This is a genomic window from Paraburkholderia phosphatilytica (genome assembly GCF_003443895.1).
In the GTDB taxonomy this organism is placed as follows: Bacteria; Pseudomonadota; Gammaproteobacteria; order Burkholderiales; family Burkholderiaceae; genus Paraburkholderia; species Paraburkholderia phosphatilytica.
In genome coordinates, this window is the sequence record NZ_QQOA01000036.1 from 17559 (window position 1) to 34735 (window position 17177).

The window sequence follows — 17177 nt, forward strand, 5'->3', positions numbered from 1 at the left end:
GTGAGCGAGGGCCTTAAGTACCGGTCCGTTTCGCTCACACTTCATCGACGAGAACGGAGACGGACAGATGGCAGCACATCGCACCCGCAACCCCGCAACGATTCGGACGCTACTCGCACGATCGCTCAGGGCAGCCGGCTTCGCCCTTTTCTGCAGCGCGACGATCGCGCCGCTCGCGCATGCCGATACGATCCCGATGGTGAACCAGTTTCCGTTCGCGATGCCCTGGGACTTCGGGCCGCGCATCGTGCGCCTGTTCGGCTCCATTCAGCCGGCCGATGCCGCGGTTCTGCTTGCCGGGCAACACGACATGGCGCTCGCGTGGAGTTCGCGCGTGAATCAGCCGTTCGGAGAATCGTGGCCGGCGCCGATCGCAGCGGCCTGGCCCGACGACGTCGCGAGCCTGCAGACCGATGACAAAGGCAACGGCGCATGGGCCATGAAGTCGCGCGAATTTACGTCGTGGCCGTGAGCGGTTCGCGCGCCGGCCGCCGCGCCGGCGAAGGATACAGCGTAAACCCTGACTGATCGCTGCTCGCCATGCTGGCATTGGCGAACAGCGATTTGTAAAGTACGTGGCGTTCAAGCCTCGCACGCAACATGTCGTTAAACGGTCCGAACTCACGCGATGAGTTGCATACCTGCACTCACCCTGCCCCGGAGAACGGACTCTCATGCTCGCATCGATCCGCGCACGAATTCTCGCGACCTGCGTCGCCATCGTCGTCACTGCGCTCGCCCTCACCGGCGGTCTCGTCTATGTCGTCGTCAAGCATCACAACGATCAGACGATCGATGAAAACCTGCAGTCGACCCTGACCGGTCACGCACTAGCCATCGACGAATGGGTCGCGGGTCGCGGCAAGCAGACCCAGGCGCTTGCCGACACGATCGCCGTCGGCGAAGGCGACCCGCTGCCGGCGCTGCAGCTGCTGCGCAAATCCGGCGGCTTCGAGATCATGACGCTCGGCCTGCCCGACAAGACCGCGTTCTCCAATGTGCCGCTCGCATCTGGCTACGACCCGACAGCGCGGCCCTGGTACAAGCAGGCCGTCGACGCCGGGCATCTCGTCGTTACCGCGCTGTACCGCGATGCATCGTCGGGCAAACCGGCGTTCGCGTTCGCCGCGCCGATCGTTCGCGACGGCAACGTGAAAGGCGTGATCGCGGCCAGCCTCTTTATGGAGAGCGTGAGCGGGATCGTGACGTCGGTGCATCCGACGCCATCGAGCTTCGCGTTCCTCGTCGACAAAAGCGGACGCGTGATCGCCGGCGCCAAGACCGATCTGATCATGAAGCCGGCCACCGACATGTCGGCAGGGCTGACGCCGGACATGCTGCAGTCGCTGCAGTCCGCATCCGCGCCGGTGGCGATGGACATCGACGGCGCCACGAAGCTGCTGCGCGCGAAGGCGATCGACGGTACCGACTGGAGCCTCGTGCTTGCGCTCGACAAGGCCGACGTCACGGCCGGCATGCGCGCGGTCGCAACGACGACGCTGATCGCGATGGTGGTCGTCGCGCTGATCGCCGCCGCGCTCGTCGGCGCGCTGACCAATGCCGCGTTCAAGCACATCCTGCTCGTGCGCGACGCGCTCAACGACGTCGCAAGCGGCAGCGGCGACCTGACGAAACGCCTGCCTGCGGAAGGTACGGACGAAGCCGCGCAGATCGCCCGCGCGTTCAACCTGTTCGCCGGCAAGCTGAGCACCATCCTGCTGCAGATCCGCGAGTTCAGCGAGTCGGTCAGCACCGCCAGCGCGGAAATCGCGCAAGGCAATCAGGATCTCTCGAGCCGCACCGAACATACCGCGTCGAATCTTCAGGAGACCGCAGCCGCGCTCGAGGAAATTGCCGGCACCGCGCGCAACTCCGCGGATGCAGCGACGCAGGCAAGCCACCTCGCGACGTCCGCGTCGGGCGTCGCGGTGCGCGGCGGCGAAGTGGTGAGCGAAGTCGTCTCGACGATGAACGACATCACGGCCGCGTCGGCGAAGATCGCGGACATCATCGGCGTGATCGACGGCATCGCGTTCCAGACGAATATTCTCGCGCTCAACGCGGCGGTCGAAGCGGCGCGCGCTAGCGAACATGGCCGCGGCTTCGCGGTCGTAGCGGGCGAAGTGCGCGCGCTGGCCCAGCGCAGCGCGCAAGCGGCACGGGAAATCAAGGAACTGATCCACTCGTCGGTCGAGAAGATCGAGGCGGGTTCGGGACTCGTGCAGACCGCCGGTACGACGATGGATGAAATCGTCGCGGGCGTGCGCAGCATCACCGGCGTCATCAACGAGATCACCATCGCCGCAAGCGAACAGAGCACCGGCCTCGGCCAGGTGAATCAGTCGCTGTCGCAACTCGATCACACGACGCAGCAGAACGCCGCGCTCGTCGAGCAATCGGCGGCTGCCGCGGCGATGCTGCGCGAGCAGGCCGCGAAGCTGTCGGAGACGATCGGCGAGTTCAAACTGGCCGCTGCCTGACGCGATTCGCCGTCAGGCGGCGCCGGCTGCGGCCGCGCGCACGCCGCGCTTCTTCGGCGCGTGGTAGTCGAGCAGCAGCAGGTCGCGAAAGCCCTGCGCGACGGCGGGCAGCGGACGCGCAGTCGAGCTGATCAGATACGCCCGATAGTCGACGCGCGGCCTGAACGCTGCCATGTGATAGCCGAGGTGCGCGAATTCCTCCGCGGATTCGCGAATCACGAGCGACACCCCCAGCCCCTGCGCCACCAGATGACAGACCGTCGACGCCCACGGCGCCTCCGCGCGGATGCGCCGCTCCACGCCACTCGAATCGAATATCGCATCGATCGACGTGCGCGCCTTCACCTTCGACGACATCGAAATAAAGTCTTCGCCGGATAGATCGGCGGGCTGAATCAGCTGCTTGCCCGTTAGCCGGTGCCCCTTGGGCACGATGCAGACGATTTCCGATACACAGATCTCTTCGCTGCGGATGCCCTCGCGATCCGATGCGCGCAGCGCAATGCCAAGGTCGACCGCCTGACGCGACACGGCATCGAACACGCTATCCGTCGACATCGGAATCAGCGACGTCAATACGTCTTCGCGATCGGCGACGTAACGCGTGATGCGCTCGCCGATCCAGGCTTCCGCGAACGCGGGAAAGACGCCGACACGCAGATAGCCGCGGCGAGCCCCGCCGATGTCCCGCGCGACCTCATTCAGATACTCGAGCCCACGATAAACCTGCGTCACCTCGGCGAAAAAGATCTCCGATTCGGGCGTGGGCACCAGTTTGCCTCTACGACGCTCGAACGCGACGAAGCCGGCTTCGTGCTCGAAGCGTTCGATCATCCGGCTGACGGCCGGCTGCGACACGTTGAGGTGCTGCGCAGCGGCCGTGATCGAGCCGTGCGCCATCACCGCAACGAACACTTCCATCTGCTTTGCGTTGAGCTTTGCCAATCGCTGTTCCTCCTGAACATTCGCGTCCGCCGGCCGCTTTTGCGCCACCAGGGGTCAACCCGGATGCATTACATAGTTTTAGTTTGAACGAACAAAATTGTAGTGGATGTAATGGTTTTGACTATCTATATTCGGCTTCAACGAATGCAATCGGCCGACGCAATCCGCTGGCATTCGCCCTGACCCACAGGCATCGCAGACGTGGTGTCCGCCGTTCCGAGCAGTGCTGGACAACTGGTTCCCAAGGATAGGCAAGTGAACATCGAAGCTCAAAACGACGTGCAGGACAATGCCGCGTTCTTCAGAGACACGGCCGATGCAGCGGCCGCGAGACCGGAGGCGCATCGCCCGCCGGACACGCTGCGCATCCACCCCCGCCCGAAAAAATCCGACTGGCTCTGGTACGCGATGCTGCTGATCGTCGTCGTGCTGTTCGTCGAGCTGGTGATTAACAACCCGAGATGGCAGTGGGACGTCGTCGCCCACTATCTGTTCAACAAGCGCGTGATGGCGGGACTCGCGAACACGCTGATCCTCACGATGGTGTCGAGCGCGCTCGGGCTGTGCTTCGGCGTGGTGATCGCCGCGTGCCGGATGGCCGAGAGCCCGGTGCTGCGCGGCGCCGGCTATGTGTACATCTGGATCATTCGCGCCACACCGCCACTCGCGATGCTGCTGTTCCTGTTCTTTCTGTCGGCGCTGGTGCCACGGCTGTATCTCCCCATTCCGGTGCTGCACGTCAACCTGTTCGACATCGACACCAACCGGCTCATCTCCCGCTTCAGCGCGGCAGTGATCGGACTCGCGATGTACCTGGGCGGCTATAGCGCGGAAATCTTCCGCGGCGGCATCTCGGCGGTGGACCGCGGGCAACGTGAAGCGTGCAAGGCGATCGGCATGAGCGACTTCCGGATGATGTGGCACGTGATCATGCCGCAGGCCATCCGCATCATCATCCCGCCGCTCGCGAACGAGCTGATCACGATGTTCAAGAACACGTCGCTCGTCACCGTGATCGGCTATGTCGAACTGCTCACCACGGTTCAGCTGATCTACGCGACCAATTTCGAAACCATCCCGCTGCTCACGGTGGCGTGCATCTGGTATCTGCTGTTGACGAGTCTCGCGATGGGCGCGCAAAGCGCGCTGGAACGCCACTTCCGCAAAGGAGTGCGGCAATGAACATGACGGCCAGAGACATGCACCTGTCCGCGGAAACGGCGAGCCTGCTCGACATGCGCGGGGTGACCAAACAGTTCGGCTCGTTCACCGCGCTCGACAAGGTCGATTTCTCGCTCGCCAAAGGCGAAGTCGTCGCGATGATCGGCCCTTCGGGCTCGGGAAAAAGCACGCTGCTCCGCTGCATCAACATGCTCGAACTGATCGACGCCGGCACGATCACCTTCAAGGGCGAAGTGCTCGGCACAGAAATGCGCGGCGACCGCTGCATCCGTCTGCCGAAGAAGACGCTGGATCTTCAGCGCCGCCACTTCGGCATGGTGTTTCAGGGCTTCCATCTGTTTCCGCACTACACCGCGCTCGACAACGTGCTGGCAGGCCCACGCATCGTCGGACGCAAACGCCGGCGGGAGGTGATCGAGCGCGGCGAATATCTGCTCGCGCGTGTCGGCCTCGCTGACCGCATGCACCACTACCCGGCGCAACTCTCCGGCGGACAGAAGCAGCGTGTGGCGATTGCTCGGGCGCTCGCGATGGAACCGGAAGTGATGCTGTTCGACGAGCCGACCAGCGCGCTGGATCCCGAACTCGTGATGGAAGTGCTGGACGTGATCAAGGAACTCGCGCAGACGGGCACCACGATGATCGTCGTGACGCATGAGATGGAGTTTGCACGAAAAGTCGCGAGCCGCGTGGTGCTGATGGATGGCGGCAGGATCGTCGACGAAGGCTCGCCGTCGTACATCTTCAGCGGTGGCGGTACCGAGCGCTGCAAGCGCTTTCTGTCGAGCCTGCGCACCTGACCTGCTGTCGCAACCGACTACATTGAACCAACGACCGGAACCAGAACATGACTACGAAAGACGGAAAGATGAGACTCGGGCTGTCCATGCGCTACCTGGGCTATCACATGGCCGCGTGGCGGCATCCCGACGTGCCGGCGGACGGCGCCATTCATTTCGACTATTTCCTGAGTACTGCAAAGAAAGCGCAGGACGCCAGACTCGACATGATCTTCTTTGCCGACGGCATCGGCATCCGCGCGAACGACAAGCCAAAAGGTTCGCTCGCGCGTGACGCGAAGAACGCCGAACTCGAGCCGCTTACGCTGCTCGCGGCCATCGGCGCGTGCACGTCCAATATCGGCCTCGTCGCAACCGCGTCGACCACCTATAACGAGCCCTTCCATATCGCGCGCAAATACGCGTCCATCGACCATATCAGCGGCGGGCGCGCGGGCTGGAACGTCGTCACGTCCTGGTCACAGCAGGAAGCATGGAATTTCAGCCGCGACGAACATCTCGGCTACGAAGAGCGCTATGAACGCGCGGACGAATTCGTCGAGGTCGTCAAGAAACTATGGGACAGCTGGGAGGACGACGCGTTCATCCGCGACAAGGCAACCGGCGTGTTCTATGAAGCGTCCAGACTGCACACGCCGAACCACAAGGGCAAGCACTTCAGCGTGCGCGGCCCGCTGAATTCGGCGCGCACCCCGCAAGGCCGGCCGATCGTCGTGCAGGCGGGCGCCGCCGAAGCCGGACGCCAGCTTGCAGCGAGAAACGCAGACGTGGTCTACAGCAACGCTGCGGATTTCGATGGCGCGAAAGCCTATTACGACGACCTGAAAGGCCGTCTTGCCGCGCACGGACGCGCGCCGGATCAACTGCTGATCATGCCCGGCATCACGCTCTACGTCGGAGAAACGCGCCAGGAAGCGCAGGACAAGTTCGACCAGCTGCAAGACCTGATCGATCCGTTGAGCGGTCTCGCGCTGCTCTATGGCGTGCTGGGCGATCTGTCGGAATACGACATCGACGGGCCGGTGCCCGACGTCGGCAATCAGCGCGTGCGCAGCATCGCGGAGAACCTGCTCTCCACCGCGCGCAAAGAGAATCTCACCATTCGCCAGATGTACAAGCGGGTCGCGTCCGGCAACAACCGGCAGCTGATCGGCACGGCCAAAGACATCGTCGACGACATGGAAGCGTGGTTCAAAGGCGGCGCGGCCGACGGCTTCAACATCTGCCCGCCTACGCTTCCGCAAGGTATCGACGACGTCGCGCGTTTCATCCTGCCCGAGCTGCGCCGGCGCGGCCTGTTCCGCACGGAGTACGAGTCGAGCACGTTGCGCGGCAACCTCGGCCTGCAGCCCCTGAAGTTCGGCGAATGACGCGTGACTGGCCGCTGCCCGCGCAGCGGTTAACCTTCCGATGAAGCGAGGCGCTTCTTATGAACACCAACACGACCGATGACGCTTTCAAAAACGCGATGGCGCGCTTCACGAACGGCGTCACAGCCGTCACCACGGCCGACAACGGTGCACCCGCGGGCCTGATCGCCACCTCGGTGTGCAGCCTGTCCGCCGATCCGCCGACGGTGATCGTCTGCGTCAACAAACACGCGAGCTCGCACGATGCGATCCTGCGGTCACGGTTCTTCGCGGTCAATCTGCTCGCGGCGGATCAGAAAGACGTGGCGCAGCGCTTCGCGTCGGCAAAAGGCGCGGCGCGCTTCGACCCGGCACAATGGACCGTCGGCAAAACCGGCGCGCCGATTCTGACCGGCAGCGTGGTTTCGCTCGACTGTAACGTGATCGCGACGCACAACGGTTACTCGCATACGATCTTCGTGGGCGAGATCACCGCGTCGATCACGCATCCCAATGCGTCAGCGAACTGCCTGCTCTGGCATCAACGCAATTTCGCTGCGGCTGCGGTCGCGGCGGCATAGGCGGGGTTTCCGCTGCATGCATGCAAATGAACTTGTCGACTTCATTCCACACGCGAAGCATTCCCACAACATGACCCAGCAAACCCGATTCGCACGTTCCGTCACCCATCTTGCGCTGGCTTGCTGCGCGCTCGCGCTCGGTGTCTCGCCGCTGTTCGTTGAAGCCGCGCATGCCGACGAATCCTCGATCGTGTCGCAGATCAAGCCTGATGCCGCGCTGTCCGCGCTCGTTCCGCCCGCCTACCGTCAGCGGCAACCCATCACGGTCGCGGTGAATCCCGAGATCGCGCCGGTCAAGTTCATCGACGACGATGGCGAGATCGCGGGCTTCGCGCCGGATCTGCTGTCCGCCGCGGCAAAGGAACTGGGCCTGCAGATCAGGTTCGTGCAGGCTTCGTTCGATTCGCTGATTCCGGGTCTTGGCGCGAACCGCTTCGACGTGCTGCTGTCGCTTGGCGACTTTCCTTCGCGCCACGGCAAGGTCACGTTCGTCGACTATCTGAACGTCGGGCAAACCATCGTTGCGTCGCCCAGCCGCAAGCTGGTGATCAAGTCGCTCGACGATCTCTGCGGGCTGCAGATCGCGTTCTCGCGCGGCACGGCGCCGATCGAACAGGCGAACAAGGTCAGCAGCAAGTGCGTGGCGAACGGCAAGAAGCCGATCACCATCGCAACCTACCCCGACACCAACATGACCCTGCTGTCGCTCACCAACGACGCGAGCCAGGCCGTATGGGTCGATTCGCCCGCCGCCAACTACAACGTGAAGAAGTTTCCCGACAAGTATCAGGCGGTGTTCTTCTACTACAACTCGTCGTATGGCATTGGTTTTGGCACCGACGACAATGGCAAGCGCCTGGCCGGCGCCGTGCAGCAGGCGCTGCTGAAGCTGAAGAAAGACGGTGTCTACGATCAGCTCATGCAGAAGTGGGGCATGCCGGTCAAGGACGGACGCCCCACGTTTCCGATCGACGACCCGCAGTACGAGTGACCGGCTGCGCGCTTTCCGTCGCTAGTTTCCGCCGCTAGTCGGCGAAGCAGCGATGCCCATACGGACCGGGATGGGTTCCTGGCGGACAGATCAGCCCGGTCCTCGCGCTTTCCACGCATCCAGCCATCGACACCAGCGCAGCGCCGCACAGCAGCAAGAACAAGACCTTCGCTTTTCCTTTCATGTGAGCCCCCAAAACTCAGTGTCGTTCGCCATAGATGGCGCTGCTATTCGCGTTCTCCTGCGTCGAGATCTGCCGCTGTTCCTGCGGCGTCAGATGCGAGCCGTTGACCGAAGCATCCGCACGTTCCTCAGTGCGGATCGAGTGGTCGTCCGCTCTGAGCTGATGCGCCTGCGCGTGCGTCAGCTGTCCGTCCTGCACGCCCTTCGATATCCGGTAGTTCTGCCGCGCGAGACGGGAGTTGTCGGACGCGCGCCATGGATGGTGGGCGGCCCAGGTCTGGGCGTGCGCCTCCGAAATAGTGAGCGGCAACAGCAGGACCGCGATCAGCTGGAAGATTATCCGTGGCTTCATGTGTTTAGCTCCTTCGACTAATCATCGTGCGTTGTCAGATAGCGATCACACTCGCGAGTGCAGTACGTGACGCGATATCTCGCGGTATGTACGGGAATAAACGGGTGAGGCGCGGAAATCTGTCGCGCGAACATGTAACAAATCTTTAGGGCCAACCGGGGGTTGGCGCATCGCAGTCCGACATTCGTGTTGAACGACCGCACTTCGCCTATGCTGTGAGCGTCGCTTCAACGTCTCTGCATACTGGCCATCTGCAGAGAAATTCAAAAGGACTTCGAACGATGTACGAAACAACCAGCCATCGTCTCACTTTGCGCGAGACGCTACAGATCAAGGGTCGCAACGATCGCGCCGCAGCGAAGCAGGCTACGTGCGCGAAGCGATTCAGCCGCATCGCGACAAGCGTGCTCGCGTTGCTTATCGGTCAGCACGCAGCGCTGGCGGCAGACGGCGCCGCGCCAGGCACCCCCACCCCGACACTCGCCATCCGCCCGATGACGACTGTCACGTCCAGCGGCAGCGGTTATTTCGAAGACCCGTACCCCGTCCATTTAGCAGGACCGCATGCGAACCAGGTCCAGGTTTTCTCCGGCACGACGAAAGCCATCATGCGATGCGCGTATCCCATCTCAGCGCGCTGCTTCAGCTGGACACCCGATACGGTCGACGTGAGCGGGTTGCATACGCAGATCGCCGCAGCCGGCGCGACCGTGACGAACATCCAGAACATCGATCTCTTCCAGGACGATGCGGGCGGCTGGCATGGCGTGGTCGCAATCGGCGTGCACAGTCCGAGCCATCCGGATCACTGGACCGTGCTCGTGCACGCGCACCCCACGAAACTTGCCGGCGACGGCGGCATCCCGCTCGCGTGGGCCGCGGACACCGTGCTGTCCGGCTCGTTCTCGAACCCCGTGGATGGCAACTACGACGGCAAGTACTTCGAAGACGACGGCAAGCTTTACCTGCTGTACGTGAAAAACTTCGTGCCGCGGCCGGCGTTACGCAACGGCATCGTGATTCAACGGATGCTGTCGCCCACCCAGGTCGCGCCCGAAGCGCCCGTCACGCTGCTGATGCCCGGCGACCGCTTCGGTCCGCTGAACTCCGAGTGGTACGGACAAACCCAGGCGAAACTCGTCGAGGCGCCGTACATCATCAAGCTCGCGGGCAAATACGCGCTGATCTATTCGACGGGCGCTTACCAGCAGGTCGGCTACAAGGCAGGTGTCGCGTGGTCCGATACGTTGTTCCCGGCAAACGGCAAGCGCTATCGCAAGGTGCTCGCGGCGGACCCCAATGGCATCTGGGGCAAGCCCGGCGCGCTCGAAGTCCGCTACCTCGTGCAGTCGCAGCAAACCAGCTGGCCCAACTACACGGGCACGCAGGTGATCAGTCCCGGCGTCGCGTCCGCGGCGCAAGGGCCGGGTGGCGCATGGTGGCTGTACTTCGCGGGCTTCGATCCGTCCGACCGGCCACTCGTCGCGCCCGGTGTCGCAGAGGCCGATCATCGTCGTCCGTACTTTGCCCCGCTGCGCGCCGAGGTGCCGGCGGACCGCAGCGTCGCGCAGGCGTCCGATGCGGAACTCGCGACCTGGCTGCAGCCAGCCTCGCAGTAGAACGAACGCGCGACGAGCGGCATGCTGAAAACCGCCGTCGCGCTCGCCAGAAATATGTACTGATTAAACCGCGCTTACGTACCAATACATCACGCTTAATGTATTATTTTCACTCGATGCGTGAAGGTACGGGAGCGTGGCGATGTTCGAGCTGACACTGGAAGAAATCCAGGAAGGCAAAGCGGATTCGATCCGGCGTGCGATCGAGCGCGCGATACTCGAAGAGCGGCTCAAGCCTGGCGACGCACTGCCAACGGTCCGCTCGCTCGCCGAAGACCTCGGCATCAACAAGAACACCGTCGTCGTCGCGTATCGGCTGCTTCAGCACGCGGGGCTCGTCACGTCCGACGGCAGGCGCGGTTCGATCGTCTCGAGCCAGGCTTCGCATCGGCAGAAGCGTGGGGCTTCGGCGCACGGCAACCGGCAAACGCTGTCGGTGCGCGACGGCAATCCAGACCTCGAATTTCTGCCGAACGAAACCGAGATCCGCGATGCGCTTGGCCGGATGAGCGTCGCGCACCATCTGTACGGCGAGCGGCGCAACCACGGGCCATTCCTCGACTGGGCCGCGCAATGCTTCGCGGCCGACAGCATCGACGTGCCACGCGGCGTGTTCGTCTCCGCCGGCGCGCTGGATCTGATCGAGCGGGCGCTGAACGCTTGCGGCCTCGCGCCGGGCGATAGCATCGCGGTGGAAGACCCGGGCTACATGACCCTGCTCGCGCTCGCCCGTTCGATGGGCTTCGAACTGCTGCCGCTGCAGCTCGACCAGAACGGTATCGTACCGGCGGACCTGCGCAGCGCGTTGAAACGTGGCGCCAAAGCCGTGCTCACCAGCAGTCGCGCGCAGAATCCCACGGGCGTTGCCACATCGAAATCCCGCGCCACGGAACTGCGGCGTATCGGGAATGGTGCGGGCGACGTGCTGTTCATCGACGACGATCATTCGAACCTGCTCGAGCTCGCCCCGTACCACGCATGGCACACCGGTGCGCAACGCTGGCTGACGGTGCGGTCGCTGTCGAAACTGCTTGGCCCTGACTTCCGCATTGCCGTCTCCACCGGAGACGCCGATACGATCGAGCAACTCGAAAGCCGGCAGAGCGTCGGGATGGGCTGGGTCAGCACGTTCCTGCAGCGGCTGGCATTCGAACTGCTCGCCAGCACGTCGGTCCAGAGAAAGATCGCCGCCGCCGGCGCAGCGTATCGTGATCGCTACCAATCGCTTCAGGCCGCGTTGAAGAAGAAGGGGTTCAAAACGATCGGCAGCGCCGGGCTCAATCTCTGGGTGCCGATCCAGAACGAAACGGAACTCGCGAAACGGCTGTTCGACGCCGGCTGGCTGGTCTCTCCCGGCCGCGACTTCTGTGTGACCGAACAGCCGGGCATTCGCGTGACGTCGGCGCGCATGACCGCGCAGCAGATTCTCGCGTTGACCGACGCGTTCGCGAGCATCCATCACGCCACGGCAACCACGCTGAGCGCGTGAAGCCGGCGCCTAAGCAACCTGCACACGCGACCGATACGCGCGACCCGTTGCCAACCGTTTCTCCGTGATCGCCCGCGCGCGCTCGGTGACCGTCGCGAGAATCGACGCCGGCGCGGTGGCGGGCGAACCCGCATTGAACGGAGGCTGCGGGTCGTACGCCATGTAGAGCTGCAACTCCTGCGCAACCGTCTCGCCGCGCAGCAGCGAGACCACGATCAACGACCCGTCGATGCCCGAGGTCACGCCGCCGGCGCTGATGAACTGACCGTCGATCACCACACGCTCGTTGCTCGGCGTCGCGCCATACAGCGGGAGCACGTCCATCGCGCTCCAGTGTGTGGTGGCACGCTTGCCTTCCAGCAGACCCGCCGCACCGCACAGCAATGCGCCCGTGCAGACCGAATACACGTAGCGCGCGCCCGCCGCCTGTGCGCGAATGAACGACAGCACGGTTTCGTCGTTCATCAGCGCTTCCTGACCGTGACCGCCCGGCACCAGCAGCACGTCCAGTTGCGGCGCCTCGTCGAACGTCGTATCGGCTAGCAGTTGCATGCCGGCAAGATCGCGCACCGGGTTCTTGTCCTTCCAGATCGTCACGAACGACGAGTTCGGCACGCGCGCGAGCGCCTCGAACGGACCCGTGAAGTCGCACTGATCCATGTTCGGAAAAATGATGCCGCCGATCTTCAGGTGGATGTCCGATGGGATAGTCATAATCTACCTCCTCTGCTTCGTTTGTACCAGTACGTACATGCATTTGTACTAGTTAACGAGCCAACTATATACCCATTCAAGATCATGTCAACTCGTCAGTTTCGACGCAAATATCCGGCGCCATTTGATTACATCGGATGTAATTGCGCGATATGAACGAGACTCGATACATTCCGGTATCCGGTCGAGTGTGCGCGCGTCGCGCCGCAATCGATTTTTTGTCTTAGTACATACAGGACTCGTCATGAGTGCAGTGAGCCTCGAACAGAAAGTGTCGAAGGAACTGGGCGGCCTGCTTCGCTACTGGCGGGAGGTGCGTGGCGTCAGCCAGCTCGATCTGTCGCTCGATGCGGGCATTTCGCAGCGGCAGATCAGCTTCATCGAAAGCGGACGAAGCGTGCCGGGCAGACAGACGCTGCTGAACCTCGCGCAGTCGCTCGACGTGCCGCTGCGCGAACGCAACATCCTGCTGCTATCGGCCGGGTACGCGCCGATGTATTCGGAAGCGGGATGGAGTGCGCAGGAGATGTCGCTCGTGATGAGCGCCGTCAGGCGTCAACTGCAGCAGCACGAGCCATTTCCAGCATTGCTGATGGACCGGTACTGGAACGTGCTGATGACCAACCGCGCCGCGCCAGACTTCTTCAACTGTTTCGTCGACATGGCCGCGCGCAAGGGGCCACGCAACATGCTGCATCTGATCTTCGATCCCCATGGCATGCGGCCGCATATGACGCACTGGGAAACGGTGGCGCGCAGCCTGATTCAGCGTGTGCATCGCGAAGCGGTGGGACATGTCGTGGACATGCAGACGCAGCAACTGCTCGACGCGCTGCTCGCCTACCCTGGCGTGCAGCCCGAATGGAAATCGCAAGGCATCGCAGGTTCTGCAAACAGCATGCCGATGGTGCCAATGGGTTTCAGCAAGGACAGCACGGTCCTCAACTACTTCTCGATGATCACCACCGTCGGCACGCCGTTGACGGTCGCCGCTCAGGAACTGCGAATCGAATGCATGTTCCCCGCCGACGACGAAACCGAAGCGCGGCACTTCGCGCTGTTCGACGCCATTCGCGAATAACGCGGCGGTCCTGATTACATGCCATGTAATTGGCGAGCCGCGCAAGCCTCACTAATCTGCACCTGTCGTTCGATGATTCTCGCCGACACGTTCAACTCTCAAGGAAACATCATGGCTCACTTTCCCATCTATACGCTCGACAACGCCCCGGAACAATCGAAGCCTTCGCTGAATGCCCTCGCGCAGGCATTCGGCATGGTCCCCAACATCGCCGGCGCCATTGCCGGTTCGCCGCATCTGATCAACGGCCTGGTCGGTGTGTTCTCGCAGGTGCATGGCGGCAGCTTTAGCGAGGCGCAGGTTCAGGTGCTGCTGCTGACCAACGCGGTCACCAACGGCTCCACGTGGCCGGTCGCGTTCCACTCGTTCCTGGCGCTCAAGGAAGGCCTGACCGAGGCCGACGTGCGAGCGATCCGCGAACGCCGCCTGCCGCAGGATCCGAAGTTTGCGGCGCTGTCGCGCCTTGCGCGCACGTTGATCGAGAAGCGCGGTCTCGTCGGCGATCAGGACATCGCCGCTTTCACGGAAGCCGGTTTCGATCAGGCGCTGGTGCTCGACGTGATTCTCGTGGTTGCCGCGTCGACCATGACGAACTACACCGCGAGCGTCACCCAGCCGCCGCTCGAAGACATGTTCCAGGCCCACGCATGGAAGGCTTGAGGTTCGAGTAAGCGACTCAATGCTTCGTTTGAGCCCTTTCCTGCATCGGGGAAGGGCTTTTTCCACACATGTCGTCAAACCCGCTGGGCAACGCAAATCGCAGCGCCCGGACAACAAGAAAAGGATCACAGCATGAGATGCTCCAATGTCATGAAGCGTATGACCCGTCATGCCATTCGCGCTGCCTTCCTGGCGTGGTGTCTGATTGTGGCGGCATTCGTCGCGGCACCTGCGCAAGCCGCTGCCGACGCGCAGAGTTCGGCTTCCGTGCAAAAGCCCACCATCGTGCTGGTGCACGGTGCGTTTGCCGATTCGGCGACATGGGACGGCGTGACCGCAAAACTGCAAACACACGGCTATACCACCATCGTGGTCGCCAATCCGTTGCGCAGCCTGAGCGGCGACGCGGCCTACGTGGCGACGATCGTGAAGCAGGTTTACGGGCCCGTCGTGCTTGTCGGTCATTCGTATGGCGGTGCGGTCATCACGAACGCGGCCAGTGGCGCGGACAACGTGAAAGCACTCGTGTACGTGGCCGCGCTCGCGCCTGATGAAGGCGAAAGCGCGTTCGATCTGATCGGTAAATTTCCCGGCAGCCTGGTGGGTGCGTCGCTGGCGGCGCCGGTGCCGCTAGACGGTGGCGGCAAGGATTTCTACGTCGATCAACGCAAATATCGCGAGCCCTTCGCAGCCGATCTGCCCGACGCGCGGGTGCGCGTGCTCGCAGCAACGCAGCGTCCGGTGACCGAAGCTGCGTTGAAGGACGTCAGCGGCGCACCGGCATGGAAGTCGATTCCGTCGTGGTTCGTCTACGGCACGGCCGACCGTAGCATTCCGCCCGCGCTTCACGAATTCATGGCTAAGCGCGCGAATGCCAGAGAGACGGTGGTCGTGAAAAGCGCATCGCACCTCGTGCTGATCTCGCATGCGGATGCGGTGGAGAAGGTGATCGAAGATGCGGCACACGCCGTGAATCCATGATCGGAGCGTGGACGAGCAGGCGTCGCGCGATCAACCGTCATTCGTGGACGCAAGTTCGGCGTCGCCGATCGCGAGTCCATGACGCTCGCGGGCAACGCGGCGCACCGCGTCGATCTCCTGCGTGACGCGCGCCGGTTCCCACTGCAACGTCCGGGCGGCGATCGCGGCGGTTTCCGCGACCACCGCATCGGTCAATTGCCCCGCGAGCGCGATGGCGGTCCGGCGGAACAGCAGGTCGGCGAGATGCGTGACCGTTTCGTGCTCACACAGATACTGGATTTCGCGGACCGAGTAAGCCGGTGCGCTGGCGAGCGGATGGTCGTCGAAGCCGCCGCGCACCGGCGAACAGAACGCGGCGATCACGGACGCAGTAGTGCCGTAACGCGCGAACAGCGCCGCGGTGCGTTCGACCGGAATGCCGCAACGCACCGCGAGCCCATTGATCCAGGCCGCGCGATCGTTCGGCGAGCGCGGGAAGGCAAGACCACCGCCGATCGGTTCCTGTCGCGTGCTGACCCTGCGCGAGTGCCCGAGGCGTTTGAGCACGTCATCAGCGACGGTTTCGGCGAAGCCGCGGAACGTCGTCCATTTACCGCCTACGAGCGACAGCACCGGTACGCGCGTATCGGGCAACTGATCGACGTGCACTACGTGATCGCGACTCACTTCGCCGGGATTCGCGGTATCGGAATGCGGCAGCGGACGCACGCCGCTATAGCGGAACGTGATATTCGACGCGTCCAGTTTCAGCCGCGGAAAAATTTCTCGCAGCACGCCGAGCATGTAATCGACTTCGCTGTCTTCGCATCGCACCTGGTCGGGATCGTCGACGCGGATGTCCGTCGATCCAACCAGCAGCCGGCCCATGAACGGATAGACGAGACAGATGCGGCCATCCTTCGAGCCGAAGTACACCATGCGACCGCGCAATTGCGCATGAAGCTCCGGATGATCGACGATCAGATGCGATCCTTTGGCCCCGCCGATGTACTTCGTGTCGAGGCCGAGCGAACGGTTCACGCTGTCGATCCACGCGCCGCCCGCATTGACGACGATCGTAGGCTCGACGCACACGCACCGGTCCGACACGAGATTGCGCAACCAGATGCGCTCGCCTTCCACGCGGTCTACGGTCATGTAGTTTGCCGCCGCCGCGTCCTCGCACGCGGCAAGCCCGTCCGCCACCAGCTCGTAGTTCAGCCGCTCCGCCTGCGTCACCTGTGCATCGAAATACGTGGCCGTGGCCTTGATCGCGGGATCGAGCAGCGGCAGGCTTCGCAGCGACCGCGTTCTGAACGCGAGATGGTGGCGCGGCATCGTCCTCGCGTGACGGCCGAGAAAATCGTAGATCGTCAATGCGAGCTCGGAAATCACCGCGCCGCGATCCGCCAGCTTCGAGCTGACGCCGAAGAAGCGCAGCGCGGACGCGACGATGCCGCCGAAGTACGAATGGATCGGCAGGATCGTCTCCAGCGGCTGCACGACGTGCGGCGCATTCTTCAGCAGCAGGTTGCGCTCCAGCGTGGATTCGGCAACGAGCCGGAACTCGCCGGTCTCGAGATACTTGAGGCCGCCGTGAATCAGCCGCGAAGGCGCCGAGCTCGCGCCGGAAGCAAAATCGGCCTTGTCGATCAACAGACAGTCGATCTGCTGCAACGACAGATCGCGGAACAGGCCCGCGCCGTTGATCCCTCCGCCGACGATCAACACGCTGATGCGGCCTCGCTGCGCAAGCCGGTCGAGAGCGTGTTCACGGGATCGTGCGGTCAT

At 63.2% G+C, this 17177-nt stretch carries 16 protein-coding genes; 12 read left to right on the forward strand and 4 right to left on the reverse strand.

Annotation, left to right across the window (positions count from 1 at the left end; all coding sequences use genetic code 11):
* Window positions 1-67 precede the first annotated feature (67 nt).
* Entirely contained in the window at window positions 68-472 is a 405-nt protein-coding gene (locus DVS29_RS28415) for a hypothetical protein (RefSeq protein WP_118183866.1), read from the forward strand.
* 202 nt (window positions 473-674) lie between these two features.
* Complete coding sequence (locus DVS29_RS28420) at window positions 675-2480, forward strand: methyl-accepting chemotaxis protein (RefSeq protein WP_118183867.1); 1806 nt, start codon at window positions 675-677, stop codon at window positions 2478-2480.
* Window positions 2481-2492: 12 nt separating this feature from the next.
* Here the strand turns inward: DVS29_RS28420 and DVS29_RS28425 are convergent, their stop codons facing one another.
* The gene (locus DVS29_RS28425; RefSeq protein ID WP_118183868.1) at window positions 2493-3425 is read right to left on the reverse strand and encodes a LysR substrate-binding domain-containing protein; all 933 of its coding nucleotides are present in this window, start codon (window positions 3423-3425) and stop codon (window positions 2493-2495) included.
* A gap of 255 nt (window positions 3426-3680) precedes the next feature.
* On the opposite strand from DVS29_RS28425, the gene DVS29_RS28430 reads away from it, so the two are divergent.
* The 5 genes from DVS29_RS28430 to DVS29_RS28450 all read left to right on the forward strand — a co-directional run bounded on the left by DVS29_RS28430 (window position 3681) and on the right by DVS29_RS28450 (window position 8328).
* Complete coding sequence (locus DVS29_RS28430) at window positions 3681-4607, forward strand: amino acid ABC transporter permease (protein WP_118183869.1); 927 nt, start codon at window positions 3681-3683, stop codon at window positions 4605-4607.
* Window positions 4604-5407, forward strand: coding sequence for an amino acid ABC transporter ATP-binding protein (locus DVS29_RS28435; RefSeq protein WP_118183870.1), 804 nt, complete (start codon window positions 4604-4606; stop codon window positions 5405-5407). The genes DVS29_RS28430 and DVS29_RS28435 overlap by 4 nt, the downstream gene beginning before the upstream one ends.
* 47 nt (window positions 5408-5454) lie before the next feature.
* Window positions 5455-6777: an LLM class flavin-dependent oxidoreductase gene (locus DVS29_RS28440; protein WP_118183871.1), complete on the forward strand. Its 1323-nt coding sequence runs from the start codon at window positions 5455-5457 to the stop codon at window positions 6775-6777.
* A gap of 59 nt (window positions 6778-6836) precedes the next feature.
* Window positions 6837-7337: a flavin reductase family protein gene (locus DVS29_RS28445; RefSeq protein ID WP_118183872.1), complete on the forward strand. Its 501-nt coding sequence runs from the start codon at window positions 6837-6839 to the stop codon at window positions 7335-7337.
* Window positions 7338-7407: 70 nt separating this feature from the next.
* Entirely contained in the window at window positions 7408-8328 is a 921-nt protein-coding gene (locus DVS29_RS28450; RefSeq protein ID WP_118183910.1) for an ABC transporter substrate-binding protein, read from the forward strand.
* Between the two features lie 199 nt (window positions 8329-8527).
* On the opposite strand, the gene DVS29_RS28455 is transcribed toward DVS29_RS28450, so the two are convergent.
* Entirely contained in the window at window positions 8528-8863 is a 336-nt protein-coding gene (locus DVS29_RS28455; RefSeq protein WP_118183873.1) for a hypothetical protein, read from the reverse strand.
* A 281-nt stretch (window positions 8864-9144) separates the two neighbouring features.
* On the opposite strand from DVS29_RS28455, the gene DVS29_RS28460 reads away from it, so the two are divergent.
* Window positions 9145-10482, forward strand: a complete 1338-nt coding sequence (locus tag DVS29_RS28460; protein ID WP_118183874.1) for a family 43 glycosylhydrolase — start codon at window positions 9145-9147, stop codon at window positions 10480-10482.
* A gap of 142 nt (window positions 10483-10624) precedes the next feature.
* Window positions 10625-11971 carry an aminotransferase class I/II-fold pyridoxal phosphate-dependent enzyme gene (locus DVS29_RS28465; protein ID WP_118183875.1) on the forward strand — a complete coding sequence of 449 codons (1347 nt, stop codon included), beginning with the start codon at window positions 10625-10627 and terminating at the stop codon, window positions 11969-11971.
* A gap of 9 nt (window positions 11972-11980) precedes the next feature.
* Here DVS29_RS28465 and DVS29_RS28470 read toward each other — a convergent pair whose 3' ends face one another.
* Window positions 11981-12685, reverse strand: coding sequence for a DJ-1/PfpI family protein (locus tag DVS29_RS28470; RefSeq protein ID WP_118183876.1), 705 nt, complete (start codon window positions 12683-12685; stop codon window positions 11981-11983).
* Window positions 12686-12929: 244 nt separating this feature from the next.
* Here DVS29_RS28470 and DVS29_RS28475 point away from each other — a divergent pair, with 244 nt between their 5' ends.
* From DVS29_RS28475 to DVS29_RS28485, 3 genes are all read left to right on the forward strand, one after another.
* Window positions 12930-13766, forward strand: a complete 837-nt coding sequence (locus DVS29_RS28475) for a helix-turn-helix domain-containing protein (protein ID WP_118183877.1) — start codon at window positions 12930-12932, stop codon at window positions 13764-13766.
* A 111-nt stretch (window positions 13767-13877) separates the two neighbouring features.
* A complete protein-coding gene (locus DVS29_RS28480; protein WP_118183878.1) occupies window positions 13878-14426 on the forward strand; it encodes a carboxymuconolactone decarboxylase family protein in 549 nt (182 codons plus the stop codon).
* A 267-nt stretch (window positions 14427-14693) separates the two neighbouring features.
* Window positions 14694-15407 carry an alpha/beta fold hydrolase gene (locus DVS29_RS28485; RefSeq protein WP_240655821.1) on the forward strand — a complete coding sequence of 238 codons (714 nt, stop codon included), beginning with the start codon at window positions 14694-14696 and terminating at the stop codon, window positions 15405-15407.
* A 30-nt stretch (window positions 15408-15437) separates the two neighbouring features.
* Here DVS29_RS28485 and DVS29_RS28490 read toward each other — a convergent pair whose 3' ends face one another.
* Entirely contained in the window at window positions 15438-17177 is a 1740-nt protein-coding gene (locus DVS29_RS28490; protein WP_118183880.1) for a glycerol-3-phosphate dehydrogenase/oxidase, read from the reverse strand.

What these genes read in the sequence shown, in the direction of transcription:
- DVS29_RS28415 (WP_118183866.1), top strand. Translation starts at nt 68, where the DNA reads ATGGCAGCACATCGCACCCGCAACCCCGCAACGATTCGGACGCTACTC.
- DVS29_RS28420 (WP_118183867.1), top strand. Translation starts at nt 675, where the DNA reads ATGCTCGCATCGATCCGCGCACGAATTCTCGCGACCTGCGTCGCCATC.
- DVS29_RS28435 (WP_118183870.1), top strand. Translation starts at nt 4,604, where the DNA reads ATGAACATGACGGCCAGAGACATGCACCTGTCCGCGGAAACGGCGAGC.
- DVS29_RS28440 (WP_118183871.1), top strand. Translation starts at nt 5,455, where the DNA reads ATGACTACGAAAGACGGAAAGATGAGACTCGGGCTGTCCATGCGCTAC.
- DVS29_RS28445 (WP_118183872.1), top strand. Translation starts at nt 6,837, where the DNA reads ATGAACACCAACACGACCGATGACGCTTTCAAAAACGCGATGGCGCGC.
- DVS29_RS28450 (WP_118183910.1), top strand. Translation starts at nt 7,408, where the DNA reads ATGACCCAGCAAACCCGATTCGCACGTTCCGTCACCCATCTTGCGCTG.
- DVS29_RS28455 (WP_118183873.1), bottom strand. Translation starts at nt 8,863, where the DNA reads ATGAAGCCACGGATAATCTTCCAGCTGATCGCGGTCCTGCTGTTGCCG.
- DVS29_RS28460 (WP_118183874.1), top strand. Translation starts at nt 9,145, where the DNA reads ATGTACGAAACAACCAGCCATCGTCTCACTTTGCGCGAGACGCTACAG.
- DVS29_RS28465 (WP_118183875.1), top strand. Translation starts at nt 10,625, where the DNA reads ATGTTCGAGCTGACACTGGAAGAAATCCAGGAAGGCAAAGCGGATTCG.
- DVS29_RS28470 (WP_118183876.1), bottom strand. Translation starts at nt 12,685, where the DNA reads ATGACTATCCCATCGGACATCCACCTGAAGATCGGCGGCATCATTTTT.
- DVS29_RS28475 (WP_118183877.1), top strand. Translation starts at nt 12,930, where the DNA reads ATGAGTGCAGTGAGCCTCGAACAGAAAGTGTCGAAGGAACTGGGCGGC.
- DVS29_RS28480 (WP_118183878.1), top strand. Translation starts at nt 13,878, where the DNA reads ATGGCTCACTTTCCCATCTATACGCTCGACAACGCCCCGGAACAATCG.
- DVS29_RS28490 (WP_118183880.1), bottom strand. Translation starts at nt 17,177, where the DNA reads ATGACCGCACGATCCCGTGAACACGCTCTCGACCGGCTTGCGCAGCGA.